This window comes from Mucilaginibacter sp. P5_A4, assembly GCF_056400605.1.
Genome location: NZ_JBFUKX010000009.1, coordinates 41,331 through 58,084 on the forward strand (window position 1 = coordinate 41,331; position 16,754 = coordinate 58,084).

The 16,754-nt window shown below is 43.9% G+C and carries 14 protein-coding genes; 10 read left to right on the top strand and 4 right to left on the bottom strand.

The genetic code is table 11. The features are described 5' to 3' along the window. Positions 1-108: 108 nt before the first annotated feature. The 5 genes from AC1DQW_RS07995 (at position 109) to AC1DQW_RS08015 (ending at position 4,737) form a co-directional block, all read left to right on the top strand. The gene (locus AC1DQW_RS07995; protein ID WP_477453597.1) at positions 109-453 is read left to right on the top strand and encodes a hypothetical protein; all 345 of its coding nucleotides are present in this window, start codon (positions 109-111) and stop codon (positions 451-453) included. A gap of 130 nt (positions 454-583) precedes the next feature. After that, on the top strand, positions 584-1,498 hold the full coding sequence (locus AC1DQW_RS08000) for a helix-turn-helix domain-containing protein (protein WP_477453598.1): 915 nt from the start codon (positions 584-586) through the stop codon (positions 1,496-1,498). 40 nt (positions 1,499-1,538) lie between these two features. Next, entirely contained in the window at positions 1,539-3,104 is a 1,566-nt protein-coding gene (locus tag AC1DQW_RS08005; protein WP_477453599.1) for an FAD-dependent monooxygenase, read from the top strand. Between the two features lie 139 nt (positions 3,105-3,243). Next, positions 3,244-3,639, top strand: coding sequence for a DoxX family protein (locus AC1DQW_RS08010; protein ID WP_477453600.1), 396 nt, complete (start codon positions 3,244-3,246; stop codon positions 3,637-3,639). 78 nt (positions 3,640-3,717) lie between these two features. Beyond that, positions 3,718-4,737 (top strand): alpha/beta fold hydrolase, encoded by a 1,020-nt coding sequence (locus AC1DQW_RS08015; RefSeq protein ID WP_477453601.1) that lies wholly within the window; start codon positions 3,718-3,720, stop codon positions 4,735-4,737. A 10-nt stretch (positions 4,738-4,747) separates the two neighbouring features. Here the strand turns inward: AC1DQW_RS08015 and AC1DQW_RS08020 are convergent, their stop codons facing one another. After that, positions 4,748-5,050 carry a hypothetical protein gene (locus AC1DQW_RS08020; protein WP_477453602.1) on the bottom strand — a complete coding sequence of 101 codons (303 nt, stop codon included), beginning with the start codon at positions 5,048-5,050 and terminating at the stop codon, positions 4,748-4,750. Between AC1DQW_RS08020 and AC1DQW_RS08025 the strand changes: the two genes are divergently transcribed. From AC1DQW_RS08025 to AC1DQW_RS08040, 4 genes are all read left to right on the top strand, one after another. Beyond that, a complete protein-coding gene (locus tag AC1DQW_RS08025; protein WP_477453603.1) occupies positions 5,039-6,058 on the top strand; it encodes a sensor histidine kinase in 1,020 nt (339 codons plus the stop codon). The two genes, AC1DQW_RS08020 and AC1DQW_RS08025, sit on opposite strands and share 12 nt — an antisense overlap. Next, positions 6,039-6,800 carry a LytR/AlgR family response regulator transcription factor gene (locus AC1DQW_RS08030; protein ID WP_477453604.1) on the top strand — a complete coding sequence of 254 codons (762 nt, stop codon included), beginning with the start codon at positions 6,039-6,041 and terminating at the stop codon, positions 6,798-6,800. The genes AC1DQW_RS08025 and AC1DQW_RS08030 overlap by 20 nt, the downstream gene beginning before the upstream one ends. 400 nt (positions 6,801-7,200) lie before the next feature. Next, positions 7,201-7,542 (top strand): alpha/beta fold hydrolase, encoded by a 342-nt coding sequence (locus AC1DQW_RS08035; protein ID WP_477453605.1) that lies wholly within the window; start codon positions 7,201-7,203, stop codon positions 7,540-7,542. A gap of 17 nt (positions 7,543-7,559) precedes the next feature. Continuing rightward, on the top strand, positions 7,560-7,991 hold the full coding sequence (locus AC1DQW_RS08040) for an alpha/beta fold hydrolase (protein ID WP_477453670.1): 432 nt from the start codon (positions 7,560-7,562) through the stop codon (positions 7,989-7,991). A 185-nt stretch (positions 7,992-8,176) separates the two neighbouring features. On the opposite strand, the gene map is transcribed toward AC1DQW_RS08040, so the two are convergent. From map to AC1DQW_RS08055, 3 genes are all read right to left on the bottom strand, one after another. Next, positions 8,177-8,941: a type I methionyl aminopeptidase gene (gene map / locus AC1DQW_RS08045; RefSeq protein ID WP_477453606.1), complete on the bottom strand. Its 765-nt coding sequence runs from the start codon at positions 8,939-8,941 to the stop codon at positions 8,177-8,179. Positions 8,942-9,085: 144 nt separating this feature from the next. Further along, entirely contained in the window at positions 9,086-11,386 is a 2,301-nt protein-coding gene (locus AC1DQW_RS08050; protein WP_477453607.1) for a S9 family peptidase, read from the bottom strand. A gap of 305 nt (positions 11,387-11,691) precedes the next feature. Continuing rightward, positions 11,692-15,297 (bottom strand): family 43 glycosylhydrolase, encoded by a 3,606-nt coding sequence (locus tag AC1DQW_RS08055; RefSeq protein ID WP_477453608.1) that lies wholly within the window; start codon positions 15,295-15,297, stop codon positions 11,692-11,694. Between the two features lie 352 nt (positions 15,298-15,649). Between AC1DQW_RS08055 and AC1DQW_RS08060 the strand changes: the two genes are divergently transcribed. After that, on the top strand, positions 15,650-16,753 hold the full coding sequence (locus AC1DQW_RS08060; protein WP_477453609.1) for a Gfo/Idh/MocA family protein: 1,104 nt from the start codon (positions 15,650-15,652) through the stop codon (positions 16,751-16,753). Position 16,754: the final 1 nt, after the last annotated feature.

Genomic DNA, 16,754 nt, shown 5'->3' on the forward strand with positions numbered 1-16,754 from the left:
AGCCCTAAAACCATCCGGAATAATTATTTTAAAAAACACTTTGGAATGCAAAGTGTTTTTATTTAACTTTGAATAACAAAGTACTTTTATCAACAAAAAAATATTAATATGAAAATTTCAAGAACAAAATTTGTTATTCTCTTCCTCGTTTTTGGATTTGCCTTTCAATTTATCTCTAACTCACTTTTGGGACCGGATGTCAGGCTCTTTCCTGCACATGGCGAGTCTTTCCTGGGAACGGGATCACCTATAGTTTGGAAGAGTATCGTATCCACAATATTATTACCTATCAAAATTGTTTTGATAGGCCCCCTGTTGCCCTTTATTGCCTTTTTAAGACAAGAACCGGATACGCCACCCCCATTTTTTCTTATCGGGTTTGCTATCTACTGGACTATCCTTGCCCTAACTATTCATTATCTCCTTAGTAAAATAAAGCGTTCTCGTAGCTAAAAAAACCCCCATTAGCTTCGATAGATGAGCAATAAAAAAATTTAAATTATTTCTGAAATCAATCGTAGATCATTCAAAAAGTTCGACATTTTGCCAGTTTAACAGCGAGAAAGCTGCCTGGTAAAATCTGATGGCTTTTCTTGTTATATTTGAATATGTATATGGTATACGTACTACATTCAATAAAATCTATATCGGCTACTCCTCAAATATGCTATCTTTCAAAATGCAGCACCAGGAATTTGAGCCTCCCGAAGAGTTACGGGATATCATAAAATGCTTTTGGTACAACAGAAGAGATTCCGGAGAACTACAATCGGGTTTTGAGGTGCAACCTGATGGCTACGCTGAAATTATCTTTCATTTCGGAAGCGGCTGTAGCATTTCTTACAATGGAGGCTTGCAGCCATTGCCATCACCGTTTATGATGGGGCTGCTCAATCAGCCTGCTGTTTTTTACACAAAAAGCCGTTTAGATATCATTGGCATCAGGTGCTTTCCCTGGACCGTGTTCGATTTGCTCGGGCTGCCGCCCGGTAAAGGCGGGGTGCGCACATTTGAGCATCCCATCGCCCGGCTTCAATCTACATTGAATAAGTGCATTGAAGCCGGCAGGATAGATGAAGCGTTGGCCCAGGTAAAACAGTATTTCCTGGATGCACGGTCGAGAATCGCTACCAGCAGTATGCTATTCAAAGCGGGAGTTGCTATGAGGGGTGCAAACGGCACCATGCCAGTAAGACAGGTAGCGGTGGCGGCTCATGCCACGGTTCGTACACTGGAAAGAAACTTCAAGCAATCTTCTGGCTATACCGTTAAAGACGTATCAGCTCTGATGCGCTTTGAGCAGGTACGAAACCGATTATGGCTTTATCCGGATATTAACCTTGCCGGCTTAGCTCATGAGCTGGGCTATACGGATCAATCCCATCTAAGCAGAGAATTCAAACGCTATAGCGGCACTACGCCCGCAGCCTTCGCGCGAAAAGCAAAGAAAGGAAAACAGGCTTTAAGCAGCGATTTTGTCGCGTTTATACAAGCCTGACGCAGGAGCATTCCAGACTTTTGTGTTTCAATCATTCTATATGAAAGCAACACTTGAAAGCAAGAAATTCACACAAAATCATTCTGTTCACGATGTAATCATTTCCGGCGCAGGGCCTGTAGGCCTATTTCTCGCCTGTGAACTGGCCCTGGCCAAATGTTCAGTCCTGATACTGGAAAAGGCGGAGAATCCACACTCGCCCTTAAAGCAACTTCCCTTCGGGATACGGGGACTTTCGGCGCCTACTATTGAAGCCTTTTACCGTCGTGGATTGCTAAAAGAACTTGAGGTACATAAACGCCTTAAAAACCCCCACCAAAACGCCGTACTCGGGCCACGTCGTCAGGCAGGACACTTCGGCGGCATTCCATTCCATGACGGCGATATCGACACCTCCCAGTGGAAGTATCGGCTGCCAGGCTCTACAGAAACCAGTTTAATTTCTGAAATGGAGGAGCTTGAAACGATGCTATCCCGCCGCGCAGAATCCCTGGGTGTAGTATTCAGGCGCGGGCTTGCTATTACCGGCTTTCATCAAACCTGGAACGGCGTAACTGTTCGGTCTGGCAACCAATCATTTAAAGGTAAATGGCTGGTGGGTTGCGATGGAAGCCGTAGTGGTGTTCGCAAGGCAGGCGGTTTTGAATTCGCCGGTACGGAGCCGGAATTTACCGGCTACTCTGCGAAAGTGGACATCGCCGATCCGGAGAAGCTCGGTCCAGGCCGAAACGTGACACCAACAGGCATGTACCTGCAATCGCAGCCAGGCTACCTGTTGATACAGGATTTTGACGGTGGGCGATTTCATAATTCAAAAGAGCCAATCACACCCGAACATGTGCAGGAGGTACTTCGCCGCATCTCGAACACCGACGTAACTATCAGCGCCCTGCATTTCGCAACCACATGGACCGACCGGGCACGGCAGGCCACAACCTACCGCAACGGACGGGTACTTTTAGCCGGCGACGCCGCGCACATTCACGCGCCATTGGGGGGCCAGGGACTTAACCTTGGGCTGGGCGATGCCATGAACCTGGGCTGGAAGCTTGCCGCAACCATCCAGGAGAAAGCTCCTGAAGGCTTGCTGGATAGTTATTATACCGAACGGCACCCCATTGGGGCACAGGTTTTGGATTGGTCACGCGCCCAGGTTGCAATCATGAAACCAGGTCCCGATGCCCGCGCGCTGTATGCAATTATCCGCGATCTTATCAATACGCGCGATGGCGCCACCTATTTTGCAGGAAGGGTGTGGGGTGTCCACACACACTACAATCTCGGTGGCGACCACCCTTTGGCAGGTCACAGCGTTCCCAACTTTGAGCTGGAAGACGGTGCAAGGATTGGCGATTTAATGCACGCTGGTCAAGGGATACTGCTCGATTTTGACAGGAATGTTTCACTTAAAACTTTGGCGGGTGAATATGGCGACCGATTGAAGTATGTTTCAGGTAGTGCAAAAGACCGATTAGCTGTAAGCTCCCTACTGATACGCCCTGATGGGATTATCGCCTGGGCTTCTTCTGACAACGCACCAGATTGCAGCGAATTCCAAAAGGCTGTCGCTCGCTGGTTTGTTCGCAATTCAGGGATTGAACATTAAAAAAAGCTGAACCAAATAAATTTTCACGCCTGTCATTGTCCGATCCAAATATCAGTATGTCCGCTTTAGCTTCAAACAGCTCTGATAATATCCACTTTCCAGGCATTTTTGAATCATAAATCATTTAACACACAAGATCATGAACTCAAAAACAACGAAAGTAATTTATTGGACAGGCGCATCATTAATGTCATTATGGTTTGGTGCCAGCGGTTTCTGTGAACTAACTAAGAACCCTATTGTTTGGGATATTACTGTAAAACTTGGTTACCCACCGCATTTCATTTACATTCTCGGCGTAGCTAAACTTTCAGGGGTTATAGTACTGCTAACACCTAACCGTTTATTAAGATTAAAGGAATGGGTATTTGCCGGTATCTTCTTTGATATTCTTTTTGCCTTTTTCTCTAAAATTGTGGTGCTTGGTTTCCCGGCAACCATTGATGCAATCATCGCGTTCACTATTATTAGCGTAACCTATTCTATGTATAGGAAATTATATCCTGCCACGTATGTTAATGCCGCCAAGGTTTAATCACTAATTATTCAAAAGCTTACATCCCGGGGATGTAGGTGAATATTCCTCGGTCAAACAAAATAAAAACTAAGCATTATGAACAGCCAACGTAACATCCGCCTTCCATTTCCAGCACTTATCGCATTATTAGCGATCATCATCCAATCCAGGTCAGCCAGCGCACAAGAGTTAACCTTAAATAATTTACCAACCCACTTTACAGCAATCAAACAAGTAAATGCCGGTGTGCTGAATGTGGGCTATGCAGAAGCCGGTCCCGCTAACGGACAGCCGGTCATCCTGCTCCATGGCTGGCCATATGATATTAATAGCTATGCCGGTGTATCGGCCTTGCTGGCCGCAAAGGGCTACCGGGTCATTGTCCCCTACCTGAGAGGGTATGGCAGCACACGTTTCCTTTCTCCTCAAACCATGCGAAACGGACAGCAGGCAGCGTTGGCGCTGGATATCATCGCGCTAATGGACGCTTTAAAAATTCAAAAAGCGGTTATCGGCGGCTTTGACTGGGGCGCGCGCACCGCAGATATCATCGCCGCTTTGTATCCCGAAAGATGCAAGGCCCTGGTATCGGTAAGCGGCTACCTGATAGGAAGCCAAAAAGGAAATATCGCGCCGCTGCCACCCAAAGCCGAATTGAACTGGTGGTACCAATACTACTTTGCCACCGAACGCGGCCGTGCAGGTTATGAAGCCAATACCAAGGAATTTAATCACCTGATTTGGCAAACCGCCTCGCCAAAATGGCAATTTAGCGATACTACCTATGCGCAATCGGCCGCGGCTTTTAATAATCCCGATCATGTAGCTATCGTGATACATAATTATCGCTGGCGTTTAGGCCTGGTTAAGGGTGAAGCCAAATATGATGCGCTGGAAAATAAGTTGGCTACTGCACCTGCGATCGCGGTACCAACAGTCACTCTTGAAGGCGATGCCAATGGTGCTCCTCATCCCGATCCGGCAAATTATGCTGCAAAATTCAAAGGAAAATACGCGCACCATACGGTGGCAGGCGGGATAGGGCATAACCTGCCGCAGGAAGCACCCAAAGCGTTTGCCGATGCCATTATGGAAGCCGATAGCCTTGCCAAATAACGAATATTCACTAACAATCTAAAATATCGAAACACCCTGCCACTAAACTATCCGGTTGGTGGCAGGGTGTTGGTTTAAATGGAAGTTCGCCAGTAATCGCTTTTAAAACTAAATTAAAACTTTCACCATAGCGATGGGTTTCAAACCCATCGCTATTCGCCAATATTCTTTGCCAAATAGGTTCATTTAATGATTTTTCTGGCGTTTGACCCTTTAAATATTTAAAAAGCGATTGCTGGGAAGCTCTGCGATAATTTACCGGGCATGAAATAATATCTATAAATTTGGTGGGACGCTTATCATGAATAAACAAAAATTAAAGATATCGGCTGCTCTTATCTGGGTCAGCGCTATTACCATCGGGCTGCTGTCATCAGTTCCACAGATAGCACAGCAGCATTTTAATGCGGCAGAAGCAGCTGTGAATGCAGGCATCACTTCCGCGTTTGCCTTGCTGATGTGGTATGTGAATATTTATATGTTTTCCTATCAATCTGAAAAATCGCCTAAACGGCAGATCTCTTATCCGAGGCTCGTTAATAGTTTGCTGATCGGGATTGGGGTCATGTTCGGTTTAGCCTGGATACAGCAGCTAATTCTGTCGCATATCAATTTCGGACCGGTGATGCTGATGGTAGAGGTAAGGGGTATCCTGATCAACCTGATTTTCTATATGTTTCTGCAGTTGTTGCAGCAAAACTATGAGAACCAATATGTTAATATGGAACTGGAGCGGATCAAAAACGATAACCTCGGGGCTCAGTTTGAATTATTGAAACAGCAGGTAAACCCGCACTTCCTGTTTAACAGTCTCAACACGCTGAAAGCCATGGTGGAAACCGGTGATGCGGAGTCAGTAGATTTCATCCTGAAACTTTCAAACTTTTACCGCTACACGCTGGAGAGCCGGAAACTCGATCTTATACAAGTGGCCGACGAAATGGAAATTGTGAAAGCTTATCTATTTTTGCAGAACGCCAGGTTTGAGGGCGGCTTTACTTTTAAAAACGAATTGGACGACCCAATAATGCATACCCTGATCCCGCCATTTACCCTTCAGTTACTGGTGGAGAATTGCATCAAGCATAATGTGGTATCGGTGGATAAACCATTGCATATCCGCTTATATGCAGAGGCTGAGCATATCATCATCGAAAACCCGATCCGTTTGAAATCCGGGGATCAAAACTCACTTGGCGTGGGCTTGAAAAACATTCAGCTGCGTTACCATCACCTGCTGGAAAAGCAGGTAGAGATTATTAATGACGGAAACATGTTCCAAATCAAACTACCTTTAATTTATGAATATCATCATCATTGAAGACGAGCTAAAAACAGCCAAATCGCTTGAAAATATCATTTTGAACCTGCGTCCTGAAGCCAGGATCACCGGGCAATATCAAAGTGTGGAAAGATCGGTAGAGGCATTGACCAGCAGCCCGCAACCCGACCTGATCTTTATGGACATTCAATTAGCCGATGGTTTGTCCTTCGAGATCTTTAAATCCGTTAAGGTCACCTGCCCTGTAATATTCTGTACGGCCTTTGATGAATATTCGCTGGAAGCTTTTAAGCGTAACGGTGTCGATTATGTGCTTAAACCCTTTTCAAAAGAGGATATCCGGGAAGCGTTCAGGAAAGTAGATGAGTTGAAAAATTTCTTTCAGCAAAAGGTAGTACCTGATCTCGGCGACCTGCTGTCCAAATTAGGGTCGCCTACCGGCAAAACCAGCTTCCTGGTATTTAAGAACCAAAAGTACACTACGGTACATACCGATAATATCGCCTTTTTTTATATCCGCAATGATGCCACATCAATTATGTGTTTTGATAAGCAGGAATATGCCGTTAGCCAGTCGCTGGATCAAATTACCAATGCCGTATCATCCAGGCAATTCTTTAGGGTCAACCGGCAATACCTGGTTAATTTTAAAGCGATCAAGGAGGTAGAACATTATTTTCTGCGCAAGCTCTATGTAAAGCTGGTTGTTGAAACTCCCGAAAAGCTGTTGATCAATAAGGAAAAATCTACCACTTTTCTTTCCTGGATGGAAGAAAGGTAAAAAAATATTACTGGCTCAATTTGTCGGGATGAAGCGCTGATCTGTCCAATTGAGCCTGTTTTCACTCCTTTAAGGCCGCGGGGCTATCTACTTTTGGATCAAAAAAAAATTCAAAAAAGATGAAACCTCTAAAAACAATAAGCACCGGCGCTGTAATGATATTCACCCGTTGCTTTGTTGCGCTGGTCGACCGCAGCGCAGCTTCGAAATCACTTAATTCTAATGTTCGCGGTGATGGTTTGCTGTGCTGGCGCGGTTCACTTCAGGCTGCTCCGGCTGCCCACCACAGCCGATGAAATATTAGCGCCTATTTAACAAGCCGGTAAATCAGTTCCTGCTTTGTAACGCAATCTAATCAGTTATCAATTCACAAATAATCACCTATCAATCAATAAAAACAATGAAAACTACATTCAATTTCACTAAAGTATTCAAACCAATCGTTTTTTCAGTGATCCTGTTCGCACTTCAGTTAATCGCAGCGACTGTCCCTGCTAACGCCCAAAAGGTGGCTGTTAAAAATATCGTGCTCGTACACGGGGCATTTGCAGATGGTTCCGGCTGGAAAGCAGTATACGATATATTAATTAAAAAAGGCTACCATGTAAGTATCGTGCAAAATCCGTTAACTTCATTGCAAAATGATGTTAATGCCACCAATAGCGTGATTAATGCGCAGAATGGCCCGGTGGTCTTAGTGGGGCACTCCTGGGGTGGGGCGGTGATTAGCCAGGCGGTGTAAACCCTAAAGTTGCCGCCCTGGTATTTGTCGCGGCATTTGCACCAGACAAAGGCGAGACCGCCGGCAAATGGATAGGCGCTGCGCCAGCCGCACCGGAAGCAGGCTTTACCCAACCCGACCAATTTGGTTTTGTTTATTATGACCCGGCGAAATTTCATGGTGGTTTTGCCGCAGACTTAAGCCAGGCACAGGTTGATTTTATGTGCGCATCCCAGGTACCGATCATCGCGAAATGCTTTGATACCCCTTTGGAGGCAGCCGCCTGGAAAACGAAGCCAAGCTATGGGATTGTTGCAACGGAAGACAAAAGCCTCAATCCGGAAACGGAGCGCGCGATGTACCAACGTGCCCAAGCCAAAATTACAGAGATTAAGGATAGCCACGTTATTTTTATCTCTCATCCGCAGGAGGTAGCCAATGTTATTATAGCCGCAGCCGAAGGAAAATAAAGTGATTTTGCAGCTAAATACGATCAAAAAAGGAAAGGTCGATTCAAACATCGACCTTTTTTCCTATTGACCGGTTGATTTAATCCAGTGCCGGGATAGTAAAACGCCATGCCGGAAAGATCAGTGTGAATAGCGAAACCGGCCCTTTTCTATACTTTCTGCTTTACATTGACGTTGGACGATAATTAATCCCAAATGCCGTTCTGCGCTGTAAATATCACCGGCCGACCGCCAGTTACCATAATGGTATGCTCATGTTGCGCAACAAAACCCCCTTTATTACCGCTTAGCGTCCAGCCATCGGCTTCTGTATCGGCAATTGTTGACCGTGTTGAAATGAATGTCTCTATTGCTACCACCGAATTCTTTTTAAAACGCGTAGTGTTATACCTGTCGCAGTAATTAGCTATCTCGTGGGGTTCTTCATGCAAGCTGCGGCCAATACCATGTCCGGTCAGGTTTTTTATTACCGTGTAGCCAGCTTTTTTGGCTTCAGTCTCGATCAACCTGCCTATGTCTGATATTCTGACACCACCTTTAATGTTGCTGATCGCCTTCCTCAATATCTCTTTCGATGCTTCTACCAGTCTCCCATGGCCGTGGATATCTTCGCCCAATACAAACGAGCCGCCATTGTCGGCCCAATAGCCATTTAATTCTGCCGATACATCAATATTTATCAGATCACCTTCTTTTAGGATTTTATCCACCGATGGTATGCCGTGCGCAGCTTCTTCATTAATACTAATACATGTATACCCGGGAAAATCATAGGTTAACGCAGGTGCAGAACGTGCGCCCATCTGTGCCAGCAGTTCGCCGCCGTACTCGTCAAGTTCCTTTGTTGAAATGCCCGGTTTGGCAAACTCACGCATCTTTTTAAGCGTGATGGCAACAGCATCACTTGCCTGCTGCATTCCAATTCTTTCGTCTTCGGTAGTTATAGACATTTTTGAGCTTTTATCTGCGGCAAAATTAACAATTAATACATTTGACACCGTTTACCAAACGTCAGTTTATGAAAACAACGTTCGTATTTGTGCCTGTTTTGTTTAATTGATTTAACAGGAGTCACATAAGCATGAATAAACAGGCTATTGATCAGCTAAATGATGTGCTGTTTCTCCGGTATTTACAACGGTAATTTCATCTGCATTACGATTAGGTGGTTCGACATTTAGCAGGTGCTTCACAAAAAAATCTCTTTTCTTTTTACGGCCGTATGGGCCGCCATCGCTGTGGCCCATTCCGGGTATAGTTAGCAGGTCAAAATATTTATTATTTTTTATCAGGGCATCAGCAAAACGATAAGTCGACTCCGGCGGAACATTGTTATCAGCCTCGCCTACAATCAGCAATAAATTACCTTTTAAATTACCGGCATTGGTAATGTTTGATTGCTGCTCATAATGCTGCCCTACCGGGTAACCCATCCACTGCTCGTTCCACCATTGCTTATCTATCCGGTTATCGTGACATCCACAGGCTGATACTGCAGCTTTATAAAACTCAGGATGGAACAATAACGCCCCGGCAGAATTTTGCCCCCCGGCTGATGTACCATAAACTCCCACACGACTGATATCAGCCTGCGGATATTTTGCAGCCATAGCCTGCATCCATAAAATACGATCGGTAAAACCGGCATCGGCCAGGTTATGCCAGCATACATCATGAAAAGTCTTTGAGCGATTGGCCGTACCCATGCCATCTATCTGTACCACTATAAAGCCTAATTGCGCTATGCTTTGCATTTCGTTTATCACTGAAAAACTCTTGGGGACAAATGAATCCTGCGGGCCGGCGTATATATTTTCAATAACAGGATAGCTTTTAGCAGGGTCCATATTGGCCGGGCGATAGATAACGCCCCATATATCTGTTTTGCCATCGCGGGCTTTGGCAACAAACACCTCGGGCAATTTAATACCGGTAGCTAACAGATCGCTCATATCCTGGTTTTCCAGTTCGGTTATCGTTTTAAAGGTTGATGTATTTTTAAGCACAATACGCGGCGCTGCATTAACTTCCGAATAAGTATCAATATAATACTTCCTGTCGGGCGAAAAGGTAAGGTTGTGGTTACCTTTTTCGGGGGTTAGGTCAACCAGGTTCCTGCCATCAAAACCCATGCGATAGTAGTGGATAAAATAAGGGTCTTCGCCTGCATTTTTTCCGCTTGCATTAAACCAGATCTCTCTTTTCTTAACATCTACACTATCAATGTCTCGCACAACCCAGTTACCTGTGGTAATCAGCTTTTCCATTCCTGTTAATTCATCAACGAGGTAAGCGTGGCGCCATCCATCCTTCTCAGTAAGCCATAAGATCTCATGCGTTTTAGGCAGGTAGCGGGTATAGATCCTTTGCTCATAGATAAAGGTGTTTGTTTTTTCATCTACGATGTTGCGTGTTTTCCCTGTATGTACATCTACCTCAATAATCCTGAAACGCTGGTGCCCCCGGTCAACTTTCTCATAAGTAAAATACCTGCTGTTCCCTTCACGCCAGTGCAGTGCCGGGACTCCAAAAAAGTCAAGTTTTTCTGCATCAATTTTTAATTTACTTTTATCGGCTATGCCGAAAATAAACGATTCATAAGAGGTACATTCATCTCCCGGCTGGTCATACTCATGCGATTTAAGTTGCCCACGTGTTGTTCCGGGTACCGAACTGAGAATATAATATACCTCCTTTGTTTTTTTAGGGTCAATATGGTAACCCACCAGGTGTTTACTATCTGGAGCCCAGGACACATCACCGTAAGGTTTATCAAGGCTACCATCAGTAGTGAATTGAATTTCGGCCGATCCTTTTAATGACTTTACATAAATATTGCCGCCTTTTACAAAAACAGTCCATTGTTTATCCGGCGAAACAGAATCGGCCACTAACCCTTCCCAACGATACCTGCGCTTTTGAAGCGGCTCATTAGGATCATAACTCTTAAATAATGTATCGGTTGTTTTTTCGCAATGGTAGCTGCTCAAATCGCACTTTATCCAGTTATTATCTGTTTTAAATGTCACTTGCTTTTCATCCGCGCTAAAAAACATTTGCACTATATGCAACTTACTCACCGGCAATTGTTTACCAAGTACTGTGCTAATTGCATCAGCCATTTGTTTACTGTCAAAAGCTTTGCGTTTTAAAACTTTTTCAGCATCTACAAAATAGTAGTCGGTTTCATTGTTTTTTACCCGCTTGCCGTACCAAAACTGTTTATTATTTGGTTGCCAGTTGGGTTTAATATTATAATTGATTGCCAATTTTTTCAAGGCCGAATCAAGTTTATCAGCATTGATGTATGATCGTAAAACTTCGTCATGTGATGGTAGGTATGGCCTAACAGGCTTCTGTTGTGCATAGCTGCCAGTTGCTACAAAAACCAACACAATTAAAAAAAAAGAATAAAAATACGAGCGAATACAATACATAGGGATTAGGAATTTATATTGATTAAAATTACTTAAAGTGAAAGCTTTGTTTTGCTAATAAATTAACAACTATTAACCACCAATTACCTTTTAATTGTTAATTGTTTACTTGCCGATAATACGTAACAACCTCACCCCGCGCGAAGGAATATTAAAGGCTATATTTACCATTGAGGTGCCTTTACTGGCTATTTATTATAGCTTGCCAAACTACCAGCCTCTAAAAGCTTAACATTATATACAAATGTCCTGATAAAGAAAAGTTATCTTGATAAAACCAGTTTAAAGTTTGAAAATTCGCCATAAGCGCTTTTGGGGCCATAAGTACATTGATACAAGCCAACCTGTACCTCCTTATTTTCCAAATCTAACCGTAAAGCCGGGCTGCCGGGTAGGTCCATCCAGTTAATATTATCTTTGCTGGTACGCACGTAAAACCAATTACCCTTACGCTGTATCTGCAAATATTTATTATAGTTCCAGGCCGACTGTGTGTTAGTTTGCTGCCTGTTTCCCGCAACAAAATTGGTGAACATATTGCCAACATTCCAGGCAGGGAAAATGCCATTTTGTAATAACTGTTCAGCGGATACATTTTTGTTAATCTCTGTAGCGGCACGCACCATTAACCCCGCTTCGTTGTTGCCCGCAACCTTTTTTTCTGCAAAACCACTCACATCGGTTACTTCCACCTCGGCAACAAAATCACCTTTAACCTTCTTGAACAAAAACGGCCCATAAGGAGCAATACCATCCCAATTAGAACCCTGCGATTCCAGCCGGAGCGCGTTACTATTAACGGTTGCAATTTTTGCGGCCAATTGTTTTTCGCCTTTACCTATAACCCCATCCCAAACAGAGCCTGTTGTGCCGGATGATAAATAATCCTGAGCTTTTGAAAAATCATCAGTATAAATAGTGAACTGCGATAACCCGGTGTTAGCATTTGCAGGCAAACTATTGGCCGTTACGTTGCCAAAATTGTCCCTGATCTTGTAGCTATACCTATATTGTTCATCAGGCTTAAGTCCATAATCAATATAATAGGGATCATCGGTCCACCCACTTGTTTTGATAGAATCTTTATTGCTTAGCCCAGTAAAATAATATTGCAGCTTACTTACCCTATTTGCCTCATAATAACCGGCCTCCATCTGCACCATTTGTGGAGATACTGCTTTTGGCATCAACCTATAATTTAATACAGCACCCGCAGGTGGATGCAGGTTTTTCAGCCATGTAGCTGTTATTGATTTAACTTCCTGAACATTCAGGCTATGTTTGTATACTGTTAAATTGGCGATAGCCCCGGTAAAGCTTTTATCACCGGGCTGTGCTATATATAAACTATCTATGCGCTTTATCCTATAAGCTAATACAGCAGAAGACTGTAAATTGCCGTCAAGGTATTCCTTAACCTGTTTATCTTTAACTGTTTTGATTAGCAGGTGCCATTTACCGGCAGGTGCATTATAATGTAAACCTGCACGATTTTTTTGTTTATTACCATCAAATACTATAAGCGCCATATTTTTTTTCAATACCGGGGTATAAACATTTACCGCAATACTATAATCCCCTGTTAATACCACTGGCGTTTTATAAATAAGCGATTCTTTATCAGTAAAATTTAATGCAATCCTGCCTGCCACATCTTTCACTTCCGGTTCAGCATTTACCGGTTGAAAAGCACCGCCATTACCGCCATCATTAGGCCAGTTATTTAACTTACCGTAAAGCAATTTGGCAGCGTCCAGGTAAATAGCAACATCGGATTCCTTAACCTTGCCGTATAAACCTTTAACCGCTGTATCACTTAACGCTATATCATAAACCTGCAGCGAAGCCACAGCGCCCGAAAAATAAGCTGGGCCATTATTCTGCGCTCCCATTAAAAAGTTATTTGCACATTGCAGAAACAGCATTTTATTTTCCTGGTTATTAAGCTTACCATCAACAAATACTTTTTCAAAAGTACCATCAAAGGTAATAGCTATATGATGCCATTTGCCCGCTGCCGGTGCTCCATTAGAATACGGAAAATCGGCAAAGCCAAGGTGCCGGGCAGCTCCCATTTCTTTATTGTTCCCATATCCAAATTCGGCACAGGTAAGCTGCTCGCTACCTTCGGTCCAGGTTAATAATGGATTCTCATCTTTTAATTGGAATGTGTACGCCCAAAAGGATACCGTATAGCTGTTATTGCCGGCCAGCGAAAGCGGTACACCAAAAACTGATTTTAATGATTCCCGGCCTTTAAATACAACGGCCTTTTTACCGGCAACAAAATCAGCAAACGGTGCTTTTTCAGCAGCTTTAAATACCCCGCCAAGTGTTCCTTTATTTTTCCATTCATTAACTATTGTACCTGGTTGTAATGCATCGGCATCAATATCAATCAACAAACCTTTTTGGCTGTATTGAGCCTGTGGCACAGCCTGATGGATATTTACAGGTACAGGTTCATGACCGCCGCCCCCAAATACTTTCAAATTCCATATGGCTTTATATAAACCCGGATATTCGGTACCAGTGATGGTAAGCCGTATAAATCTTGCCTTCACATCTCCTTCATCAACGGCCGGACTGCCATGCCAATGATTATTCTTTTTATCAGCAAAGGTTTGCCACTGTTCTCCGTCAAGTGAATACTCTATCAGGTACTGATAATACCAGGTTGCATATTCAAATTGCGTTAACACCTTTTTGACGGTGGTTACAGCGCCAAGATCTACCTGCAGCCATGCCGGAGCAGCACTATTATCTTTTGGCTTCCATAAAGTACCGTTATTATCATCTACCGCGAATTCGGGTTTATAATCATTGTTATAGAATGAAGACGCGGTTACCTTTTTTTGGTAGACCAGGTTAGGATAGTGGTTGGTAGCTTTGGCTAATGAACCAATGCCCGTATGCGTAGGGACCACCTTTCCAATATTACCTTCAGCATCAAAAACAAGCTTATCTGCGCAAACCTGCCGGTGATAGCCACCGCCCGAATGCGGGTTGTTATGCCGGTGATAAATAATATAATAGTCGTCACCCACCTGCAGCACTGAATTATGCCCCGGACCATGTACCGAGCCATCTTCACTGGTAACCAGTATAGGGTTATTTTTACCATAAGCAAAGCCTTCCATTGGGCTTTTTTTACTGGTGGCATATTGAACCCGATAGGTTCCATCCTCACAAAAGCCCGATGAGTAAAGCAAATAATAGATGCCCTTGCGTTTGAACATGTAAGATGCCTCAAAAAAATCTTTAGCTGTAGAATTCGGTATCTGCGCAGTTTTCGCAAAAGAGCTCATGTCAGGGTTTAAAAGCCCTACACCGCAGCCGTAACCCGGATAAATGCCCCAGGTTCCCCAGGTCATATAAAACTTACCGTCATCATCCCTGAATGTTTGCCCATCCAGCGTAATAACACCTGGAACATACAAGTTTGTTAAAACTGGTTTACCATCTGCAAACAAAGGTGTCCAGGGTCCTGTAGGCGTTGAAGCTGACGCACCATAGATCTCGACCGTTGGCTGGCAATAGTACAGGTAATATTTACCATCGTTGCCTAAGGCCACATCGGGCGCCCAGTAATTGTGTGTAGTTGGCCAGTTCATATCCTGCATGGTCCAGTTTACAAAATCTTTGGATGTCCATACCTGTGACGGGCCTAAACCTCCGCCATTGCCATCGGTAGTAGCATATATGTAATAAGTATCCCCAAATTTTTTTACCGTTGGATCGGCAAAATATCCCGGAATAACCGGGTTACCATTGCCCGGGTTGTTTGGGCTTTGCTGTTGGCCCAAAGCAAGCAATTTAAAGAGCAATAAGCACAACAAAAAAAAGCCCCTCAAAGTTGCATGATACATATGATTTAATTATTACAGGTTTTATAGTGATTAAGTATAGCTGTAGTTTTTTCATAAAAAACAATTACCCTATTCTAACTATAATTTAAGGAGACAATATCGATGTTCTGAAACTGAGATTCGCACCGCAAATTAGCCAGTTATAACACTATTTTGTCTTTTGAGGGTTGGAATAATATGGGTGATTTATGTAAATAAATACCTAATTCAGATGCTGGATAAACGTAATATTAGCTATTTATTAACTCATTTTGTCATATACGCATAAAAGCTGCTGATTGAATAAAGCTTTTATTACTTTCATTCATTGTAAACCCGTAGCCTGCTTTAGTTTAATAGCAAAATGTAGTGCATGAAAAGTAATTCTGTTTCTCGCCGGGCCTTTATAGGGCAGATGGGCGTTGGCGCCGCTGCATTATTAACTCCCCGGTCGATATTTGCGGCATGGCCGGGAAAACGGCCTCTTGGCATCGCGTTGGTTGGATTGGGAAAATATAGTACCAGGCAATTAGGCCCGGCTTTAATGCAAACAAAGTATTGCAAGCTTAAAGGTGTAGTAACCGGTGATAAAGCCAAGGGCTTGCAATGGGCCAAGGATTATGGTTTCCCCGAAAAAAATATTTACAATTATGAAACCATGGCGCAACTGGCCAATAACCCGGATATTGACATTGTATATGTGGTAACCCCCAACGGCCTCCATGCCCGGCACGCTATCACCGCTGCGAAAGCAGGCAAACACATCATTTGCGAAAAGCCCATGGCAAATACGGTTGCCGAATGTGATGCTATTATAAAGGCATGCAATGATGCTAAGGTTAAATTATCTGTAGGCTATCGTTTACATTTTGATCCTTACCATCAGGAGCTGATGCGGCTGGCGAGGGATAAAGACTTTGGCGCCTTCACTAAAATGACAGGTGATCGTGGATTTATAATGAATAGTAAAGTTTGGCGGGCAGATAAAAAGTTAGCAGGCGGCGGCCCTATGATGGACCTGGGTATTTATATTATTCACGGGGCATGTATGGCTGCCAATGGTGCAGGTCCAATATCAGTGACCGCCAGCGAGATACCCAAAACCCGCCCTGATATTTTTAGTGATGTAGAAGAGGGCATGAACTGGACCATGCAGTTTCCGGGCGGCGCTGAATGCAGCGCTTTTACCAGTTACCGGCACAACTCCGATCGTTTCAGGGCCGAAGGCGCAAAAGGATGGATTGAGTTTAAAGAACATGCTTTTACTTACCGGGGCATGGTAGTGGATACCAGCCGGGGCCCGCTTAATTTTACACCTCCTGTTCAGCAGGCATTGCAGATGGATAATTTTGCCCAATGTATTATAAATAACAGCGAATCCGCAGTTTCGGGAACGGTAGGACGGCGGGACCTGGTAATCCTGGAAGCTATTTATAAGGCGGCGCAAACCGGCAAAAGTGTAGCGGTAACTTATTAGT

Bases quoted from the DNA above. Each gene is read 5' to 3' on its own strand.
- AC1DQW_RS07995 (WP_477453597.1), top strand. From the start codon at position 109: ATGAAAATTTCAAGAACAAAATTTGTTATTCTCTTCCTCGTTTTTGGA.
- AC1DQW_RS08000 (WP_477453598.1), top strand. From the start codon at position 584: ATGGCTTTTCTTGTTATATTTGAATATGTATATGGTATACGTACTACA.
- AC1DQW_RS08005 (WP_477453599.1), top strand. From the start codon at position 1,539: ATGAAAGCAACACTTGAAAGCAAGAAATTCACACAAAATCATTCTGTT.
- AC1DQW_RS08010 (WP_477453600.1), top strand. From the start codon at position 3,244: ATGAACTCAAAAACAACGAAAGTAATTTATTGGACAGGCGCATCATTA.
- AC1DQW_RS08015 (WP_477453601.1), top strand. From the start codon at position 3,718: ATGAACAGCCAACGTAACATCCGCCTTCCATTTCCAGCACTTATCGCA.
- AC1DQW_RS08025 (WP_477453603.1), top strand. From the start codon at position 5,039: ATGAATAAACAAAAATTAAAGATATCGGCTGCTCTTATCTGGGTCAGC.
- AC1DQW_RS08030 (WP_477453604.1), top strand. From the start codon at position 6,039: ATGAATATCATCATCATTGAAGACGAGCTAAAAACAGCCAAATCGCTT.
- AC1DQW_RS08035 (WP_477453605.1), top strand. From the start codon at position 7,201: ATGAAAACTACATTCAATTTCACTAAAGTATTCAAACCAATCGTTTTT.
- map (WP_477453606.1), bottom strand. From the start codon at position 8,941: ATGTCTATAACTACCGAAGACGAAAGAATTGGAATGCAGCAGGCAAGT.
- AC1DQW_RS08055 (WP_477453608.1), bottom strand. From the start codon at position 15,297: ATGTATCATGCAACTTTGAGGGGCTTTTTTTTGTTGTGCTTATTGCTC.
- AC1DQW_RS08060 (WP_477453609.1), top strand. From the start codon at position 15,650: ATGAAAAGTAATTCTGTTTCTCGCCGGGCCTTTATAGGGCAGATGGGC.